Annotated in this window: 4 protein-coding genes, 5 pseudogenes and 1 other annotated feature; of the genes and pseudogenes, 6 read left to right on the top strand and 3 right to left on the bottom strand. The window is 65.4% G+C overall.

Going from position 1 to position 7252, the window contains the following annotated elements; genetic code table 11:
* Positions 1-92 precede the first annotated feature (92 nt).
* Positions 93-1220 carry a glycosyltransferase gene (locus ACRWK7_RS31190; protein WP_431861105.1) on the bottom strand — a complete coding sequence of 376 codons (1128 nt, stop codon included), beginning with the start codon at positions 1218-1220 and terminating at the stop codon, positions 93-95.
* Positions 1221-1519: 299 nt separating this feature from the next.
* Between ACRWK7_RS31190 and ACRWK7_RS31185 the strand changes: the two are divergent.
* From ACRWK7_RS31185 to ACRWK7_RS31170, 4 genes and pseudogenes are all read left to right on the top strand, one after another.
* Positions 1520-2391: pseudogene (locus tag ACRWK7_RS31185) on the top strand (IS110 family transposase); the annotation flags it as partial.
* Positions 2391-3128: pseudogene (locus tag ACRWK7_RS31180) on the top strand (IS5 family transposase); the annotation flags it as partial. The pseudogenes ACRWK7_RS31185 and ACRWK7_RS31180, both read left to right, overlap by 1 nt.
* A 309-nt stretch (positions 3129-3437) precedes the next feature.
* The gene (locus ACRWK7_RS31175) at positions 3438-4277 is read left to right on the top strand and encodes a class I SAM-dependent methyltransferase (protein WP_431861103.1); all 840 of its coding nucleotides are present in this window, start codon (positions 3438-3440) and stop codon (positions 4275-4277) included.
* A gap of 145 nt (positions 4278-4422) precedes the next feature.
* A pseudogene (locus ACRWK7_RS31170) lies at positions 4423-5438 on the top strand (IS3 family transposase); the annotation flags it as partial.
* Positions 4710-4826, top strand: a sequence feature (AL1L pseudoknot). It overlaps the preceding pseudogene by 117 nt.
* A 30-nt stretch (positions 5439-5468) precedes the next feature.
* On the opposite strand, the pseudogene ACRWK7_RS31165 reads toward ACRWK7_RS31170, so the two are convergent.
* Positions 5469-5669, bottom strand: a pseudogene (locus ACRWK7_RS31165) (IS630 family transposase); the annotation flags it as partial.
* A gap of 74 nt (positions 5670-5743) precedes the next feature.
* Between ACRWK7_RS31165 and ACRWK7_RS31160 the strand changes: the two are divergent.
* Both ACRWK7_RS31160 and ACRWK7_RS31155 read left to right on the top strand, forming a co-directional pair.
* A pseudogene (locus tag ACRWK7_RS31160) lies at positions 5744-5965 on the top strand (integrase core domain-containing protein); the annotation flags it as partial.
* Between the two features lie 162 nt (positions 5966-6127).
* On the top strand, positions 6128-6481 hold the full coding sequence (locus ACRWK7_RS31155; protein WP_431861101.1) for a transposase: 354 nt from the start codon (positions 6128-6130) through the stop codon (positions 6479-6481).
* 290 nt (positions 6482-6771) lie between these two features.
* Here ACRWK7_RS31155 and ACRWK7_RS31150 read toward each other — a convergent pair.
* Positions 6772-7252 (bottom strand): M10 family metallopeptidase C-terminal domain-containing protein (locus ACRWK7_RS31150; protein ID WP_431861099.1); only part of this gene is annotated, 481 nt, incomplete at its 5' end.

The following is a 7252-nucleotide window of genomic DNA, read 5'->3' as shown; positions in this document are numbered from 1 at the left end:
TTCATCGAGATCGCCTTCATCTCCATCCTCTCACGCCGTCTGAAGCGGCTCATTACCCAAGCCGCTCCCGCGTGACATCCACGAACAGCTTCTTAAGCGCGAACCCCGGATTCCTTGGCGAGACCGAGAAGCCAGTCGGCCCAGTTGCCGGGGCCGTTGGTCGCAGCGTAGTGAGCCGCCTGATGGTACGCGAGGATGGCCAGAGGTTTGTAATGCTGAAGCAACGTTTCGACGGCGTGGACCACAGTCTCCACGCCGTCGCCCTCATAGGCGACGCATCCGGCCCCGCTGGCCTGCTCGACAAGCGCTGGGGTATCGGGAATGACGAAAGGAATTCCGGAGGCAATCGCTTCCGCCACCAAGCCGCTGTGCGTCCGCTCGTACGTCGTTCGGGTATAGGGCATGAGCAGAGCATCGCACTCCGCCAACAGCCCATGCCAGTCGAGCGCCGCGCGCCGCAGGACGCGCACGTTCGGCAGCGTTTCCAACTCATCGAGAATCGGCTCGGCGTCGCGCCCGCAGTCCTGCACCAGCCAACGGACGTTGCCCCGGGTCCGGCGGACGACCTCCGGCAGCAGATTGGTTCCCTTGTTGGCATGCTGATGGCCGAGCACCCCGATCACGACATGGCCGGCAGCAGGGTCGACACCGCCGCGGTTACGGATGCGGCCCTCGTGGGTGTTGGGCGCGGTCCGGAACGTCAGGCCGCTCTTCTCCGCGTAATCGTCGGCCATCGTCTTCCCGGTGGTCACGCAGACGACGGGCGCCCCCTGCGGCAAGCGGCGCCAGGCAAAGCGCCAGAAGAACGCTTCCGTCGATCCACAGGGAAGTCCGGCGGTGACCACGGTCAGCAACGGCGATGCCCATTCTGACAGGACCTTGGACATGGCCAACACGTGCATTGGCCGTGCGGTTGGCCAGACCAGGATGTCGCCGGGCGCGGGATCGAACCGCCGGAGATCGGCTGCGACCAGTTCGCCGCCGTCCAACACCGTTTCCAATTCCCAGCACATGGGGTCGGTGCTCGCCAGTTCGTAGGTACCGAACGCGAACCACGGCTCCGCACCGATTTCCGCGGTCAGACCCGGAATGAGATCACGGTGTCCCAGAACACGCACCACCTCGCCGCGATCACGCAGAGCCCTGGTCATGACCAACGCAGTGTTTGCGTGATGGCCGCCGAAGGTCCGCATGCCCGGATCAAGAAGGTAAACGGTCATTTTCAATTCTCTAGCATCACGCGAATGCGACAGCTTGAGGACCGTGCAAGCGCGCCGAACTGTCCGTGGAGGGCAGGATAACCATTGGTTACAACTATCTCAAGCAAGGCAGCCAGGGCGGTCGGTGTGGCCATCAGGCATCCCGCTGCCGCGACCAAGCCAACATCGATGCAACCGGTTACAGCGCGAAGTTTCCTATAACCAGCGTGTAGGAGCCGGCTAGATGCCGTAATGGGCCTTCACCAAGCGGTAGCTTGGCGGGGTGGCTGTCCCCACTGTGATGGTGTGAAGCGGGGTCCGATCGGATCGGCCCCAAGCATCAAGGGGGACAGCCATGGATTACTTTGCCGGAATCGACGTCTCGTTGGAACTGAGCAGCGTGTGCGTGGTGGATGCGACGGGCAAGATCATCCGCGAGGCCAAGGTGGCCAGCGAGCCCGACGCCCTGGTGCGGTTCTTCGGCGAGCTTGGTTTTCCGGTGGTTCGCATCGGGCTGGAGGCCGGCCCGTTGTCGCAGTGGCTGCACGCCGGGTTGAGCCAGGCGGGCTTTGCGACGGTGCTGTTGGAGACCCGGCATGTGAAGGCGGCGCTCTCGGCCATGATGGTCAAGACCGACCGCAAGGATGCCCGCGGCATCGCCCAGCTGCTGCGCATGGGCTGGTTCCGTCCGGTGCACCGCAAGTCCGCCGATGCCCAGGAGATCCGCGCCTTGCTGGTTGGGCGCAAGCTGCTGCAGGCCAAGCTGCGCGATGTCGAGTTCTCCATCCGCGGCATTCTGCGCGGCTTTGGGCTCAAGGTCGGCGAGGTCAGCAAGGGCCGCTTTGCCGCGCGTGTGCAAGAGCTGATTGCCGGGCACGAGATGTTGGAAACCGTCGTTGGCGCCATGCTGAGCGCCCGTGACGGGCTGCACAGCGAGTTCATGCGGCTGCATCGGCGCATGTTGGCGATCGTGCGCGGCGATGAGGTCTGCCGGCGGCTGATGACGGTACCGGGGGTCGGCGCGGTGGTGGCGCTGACCTTCAAGACGGCCGTGGACGATCCCGGACGGTTCACCTCGTCCAAGGCGGTGGGCGCGCACTTCGGGCTGACCCCGAAGAAGTACCAGTCGGGCGAGACCGACGTGACCGGCGGGGTCAGCAAGGTCGGCGATGCCATGCTGCGCACTGCCTTGGCCGGCCGTGGCGCCAGACCGAGGGCTTGCTGGGCTCGCTCATGCGCCTGCTCGGCCTGCACCTGCCGGTTCCCGATCACACGACGTTCTCCCGGCGCAGCGCCAACCTGGAGGTCGCGGCGGCGCTGGCCAGGACGGACGGGTCGGTCACCGTGGTCTTCGACTCCACGGAGCTGAAGGTGTTCGGCAAGGGCGAGTGGCACCTGGAGAAGCACGGCGGCCAAGCGCGCCGAACGTGGCGCAAGCTGCACCTAGCCATCGATCCCGACAGCGGCGTGATCCTTGCCTCGGAGTTGACGTCCACCGAGGACGGGGATGCCTCGCTGGTCGGTCCGCTGCTCGATCAGATCGCGCGTCCGGTCGGCACGGTGCTGGCGGACGGCGCCTACGACGGCGAGCCGGTCTACCGTGCGGTGACCGCGCACAGCCCCGCGGCCGAGGTGATCATCCCGCCGCGCGCGAACACGGTGCCGAGCGACACGAGCGGAAGCACCCCCAGTCAACGCGACCGCCACATACAGCTGATCAGCAAGCGTGGTCGGCTCGGCTGGCAGCGGGCCGTCCAGTACGGTCGTCGGTCCCTGGGCGAAGTGGCGATGATGCGCTACAAGCAACTGATCGGGCGCTCCCTGCGCGCCAGGAGTCTGCCTGCCCAGAGGGTCGAGGCCGCCGTCGGCTGCAAGGTCATGAACGTCATGACCAGCATCGCCATGCCGGTCTCCCGCAAGGTCGCTTGATCACCAGCGTAGCAGGGCGGAATCCGTCAGAACGCCGAGTTGTGCACCAACGTCGGTAGGATCCGGTCATCGAGGCACACCGGGGGGGCGGCCCCACCAACCCGGGAGCCCGTTTCCGGCCACGGGCCGACGCCTGCCCTGAGTTGACGGCCGGGGTCGCACTCGGGGCCTCTCAGCACCTACCAAGACGCGAAGACGTCGCAGCGTGTTATCACTGGCCTTGGGGACTTCACAAGTCTATTGTGTGCCTTGTTGCGATAGTGTTTACGGACGCTCCGCCGCGCTATAAAGACAGAAGGTGACACTATAATGCAACAGGCCATATCTACCATTCTTTTCCCGGAAAGTTACTTCTTCGGCGGTGCAACGCAAGGTCTTCAGGGCGATCCCATGCGACAGATCCTTATGGGCGCGACGGTGGGCTTGGCGGTGCCGGCCGCCCGTCCGATACGGATCCTGGAGATCGGCTCGTGGATCGGCTTCAGTGCCCTGACTTGGGCTCAGGCGATCGAGCGTTTCGTGCCGCACAAGGGCACGCTGCTGTGTGTTGATCCCTGGACCTCCTACTTTACCGACGAGGACGTCCGCCAAGCCGACGTGTACCGGCATATGGACTACATGGGCCGCACTGGCCTTGCCTACGACTTGTTCTGCCACAACATTCGCTTCGCCCCGAAAGGGGTGCAGATAGACCACATCCGCGGGCTTTCCCACAATATTCTGCCGCATCTGCGAAAAGAAGGCTTTGACATTATCTATATTGACGGCAGCCATTATTATGATGACGTCCTCAAAGACCTGCGGCTAGCGGATGAACTGCTAACAGAGGGCGGGATTATGTGCGGAGACGACCTAGAGCTGCAGTTGGCCGAGTGCGACCGCGAGCTGACTGAGCGCAATGGGTCCGCGGACTGTATCGCCGACCCGGCGACCGGCCGCGATTACCACCCCGGTGTCACTCTGGCTGTCGGCGAGTACTTCGGATCAGTTTCCGCTCTGCGCGGCTACTGGCACATGCGCAAGACCGCTACCGGCTATGAGGCGGTCAGTTTCGAGGGAGCAAGCATGTTCGTCCCGGAGCACTTTCCCGATACCTACAAGCGCCCCTTTGAGGCGATCTTGAACCGGTGGCCCTCCTTTTGGAAGTAATGGTTTGGCGCGATCGCAAAGGCTTCGCTGCTCATCGCGCGACAGGCTTTCTGGAAAGCAGCCGGGGTTGACCGAAGGCCGGACCGAACTCTGCCTGAACCGCGCCGGGTTTGCCGGAGGCTCCAACTCTTGAGAAGATGGAGCTATGGAAGCGAAGAAGACATCGAAGAGCTACTCGCCTGAAGTGCGCGCGCGGGCCGTGCGGATGGTGATGGAGCATGAGGGCGAGTACGCGTCGCAGTGGGCGGCGACCTGCTCGATCGCGGCGAAGTTCGGCTGCAATCCCGAGACGCTGCGCGGCTGGGTCCGGCAGGCCGAGCGGGACGAGGGCAAGCGGGCCGGAGCGAGCACGGCCGAGCGCGAGCGCATCAAGGCGCTGGAACGCGAGAACCGGGAACTGCGCCAAGCCAACGAGATCCTGCGCAAGGCATCGGCGTATTTTGCCCAGGCGGAGCTCGACCGCCGCTTCAAGCCATGATCGCCTTCATCGACGAGCACCGTGCCGCCTACGGGGTCGAGCCGATCTGCCGCATCCTGCCGATCGCCCCGTCGACGTACCACGCGCACGTCGCCCGCCGCGCCGATCCCGCCCGGGCTTCGGCCCGCCAGCGGCGGGATGTGGTGCTGGGCGCAGAGATCCGGCGGGTCTGGGAGGCGAACTTCCAAGTCTACGGCGTGCGAAAAGTCTGGCGCCAGCTGGGGCGCGAAAGGATCGAGGTCGCCCGCTGCACGGTGGCGCGGCTGATGCGGCGGATGGGCTTGGCGGGGGTGATCCGGGGCAAGGCGGCGAAGACGACGCTCAGCGACCGGACGGCGCCGTGTCCGGCTGACCGGGTGAACCGCCAGTTCCGCGCGCCACGGCCAAATGCCCTGTGGGTCTCGGATTTCACCTATGTCGCCACGTGGCAGGGCTTCGTTTACGTGGCCTTCGTCATCGATGCGTTCGCCCGGCGCATCGTCGGTTGGCGAGTGTCGCGCACCGCTCAGGCGAGCTTCGTATTGGATGCCCTGGAGCAGGCGCTGCACGACCGCCGCCCGGTCCGCGGCAGCGGCCTCGTTCACCACTCCGACCGTGGCGTTCAATACGTGTCGATCAAGTACACCGAGCGTTTGACCGAAGCCGGTGTTGAGCCGTCGGTCGGCAGCGTCGGGGACAGTTATACCAAGACTCACGGATCATGACCGATGAGCCCAGTCGCGCACCGTCTGAACGCCGACCCCGCCGATCTGCGCCGCGGCCGGGCGCGGTTCCCCGTCGCGGATCGCCGCCAGAGCGAGCAGCCGACGGACTTGGCCAGGATCGCGAGAGGAATGGGCAAGCCGATGCAGGGTGGCGGCACCGCAGTCGCTGCGCAGCGGAACCGGAGCGGCCATGGCGGAGCTCGCCGCCATGGTCCCTGCAGTGAATCACACGGCCCTTTCCCGCAGGATTCGCCGCATGAGTCGCACTCCACAAGACTTGGTATTACGACAACGCCTTGGCCGAAACCATCAACGGCCTCTACAAGGCCGAGGTGATCCATCGGCGCGGCCCGTGGCGCAGTCTGGAGGCCGTCGAGTTCGCCACCCTGGAATGGGTGGACTGGTTCAACCACCGCCGCCTGCTCGAGCCTATCGGCGGAATTCCTCCCGCCGAGGCCGAAGCGCGCTACTATGCCCAAGCCGAGGCCCTCGCCATGGCAGCGTGACTCAATCCAAACAGCCTCCGGCAAACCCGGCGCGGTTCACCTCGGCCCTGGGAGACCGGGTTGCCGATCTCTGGACCGAGGCCGGGTTACGCCAACCATGGGGGGCGGTGCGGGAACTTCCCTACGAGTTTCTCGGCCAGCGGTGCCGACTTCGCGCTGGTGATGCCGACCGTCTCCATCACCGCCATGAGCCTGTTCCTGGACGGCTTCTCCCGGGACCTGGAACCGGACGTCCAGGCGGTGCTCGTCCTCGACCAGGCCGGCTGGCATGGATCGCGGGCGCTGGTCGTGCCGGACAACATCACGCTGGTGCCGCTGCCGCCCTACAGTCCCGAGCTGAACCCGGTCGAGCGCGTCTGGCTGCATCTGCGCGAGCGCTTTCTGTCCCACCGGCTCCTGGCCGACTACGACGCCGTCGTCCAGGCCTGCTGTGATGCCTGGAACGCCCTCACCGCAACGCCGGAGCGCCTACGCTCCCCCACCAGCTACCCGTGGCTCCCATGTGTCAACGCTTAGGCGCGGCGGTATGATACCGGCGAGCGGAGGCGCCGACTCACTGAGGGTAATTCCCAAGGCGAGTGATCCGTGATTCGATTCTCCGTCCACGACGGGGAGAAGCGCATGCCAGCAGCGTTGCCGATCCGGGAAGACCTGAGCGCCAGCGAGTTGCGCGTCCTGGCGCGTCGGGAGGGCAAGGGGCGGGTGGTCAAACCGCGCTCGCATCATAACCGCTGCCAACAAGTTGACGGTGCCAGGCCGCCCCACCGGATGACGGGACGGCCTCGCCGAAGGGTGTGCGGGGCGCCTTACAGGTAGAAGTTCGTTGCCACGAGGGTCTGGTACCCAACCAGCACGATGTTCATGTCGGGGATGGCGTCGCCGTTGAGGTCGGTGTGCACCATGGTGAAGCCGTTGTAGGCGTTGTCGAAGCTCACCTGCCCGACGACGCCGGTAAGCCCCGACGTGCTGAAGACGAAGGCTTGGTCGCCGTTCACGAACGGGTTGGCGTCGATGTACGACAGATCGATGCGGTCGCCCTGCGCCCCGGAGAAGTCCGCGATGGTGTCCATCACGCTGTCGCTGTCCTGCACCGTCATGAACCGGAACACGTCGGTGCCGATGCCGCCGACCAAGCTGTCCCTGCCGGCTCCGCCCAGCAGGACGTCATTCCAGGCGCCGCCGTCCAGGGTGTCGTTGCCGTCGCCGCCGTCGAGGATGTGGTTGCCCGAATTGTTGGCGCCGCCGGTCAGGATGTCGTCGCCGCCATAGCCGTAGATGGTCTCGCTG

It is taken from the genome of Azospirillum sp. (assembly GCF_050789165.1).
This window is presented reverse-complemented; position numbering and strand designations above follow the sequence as displayed.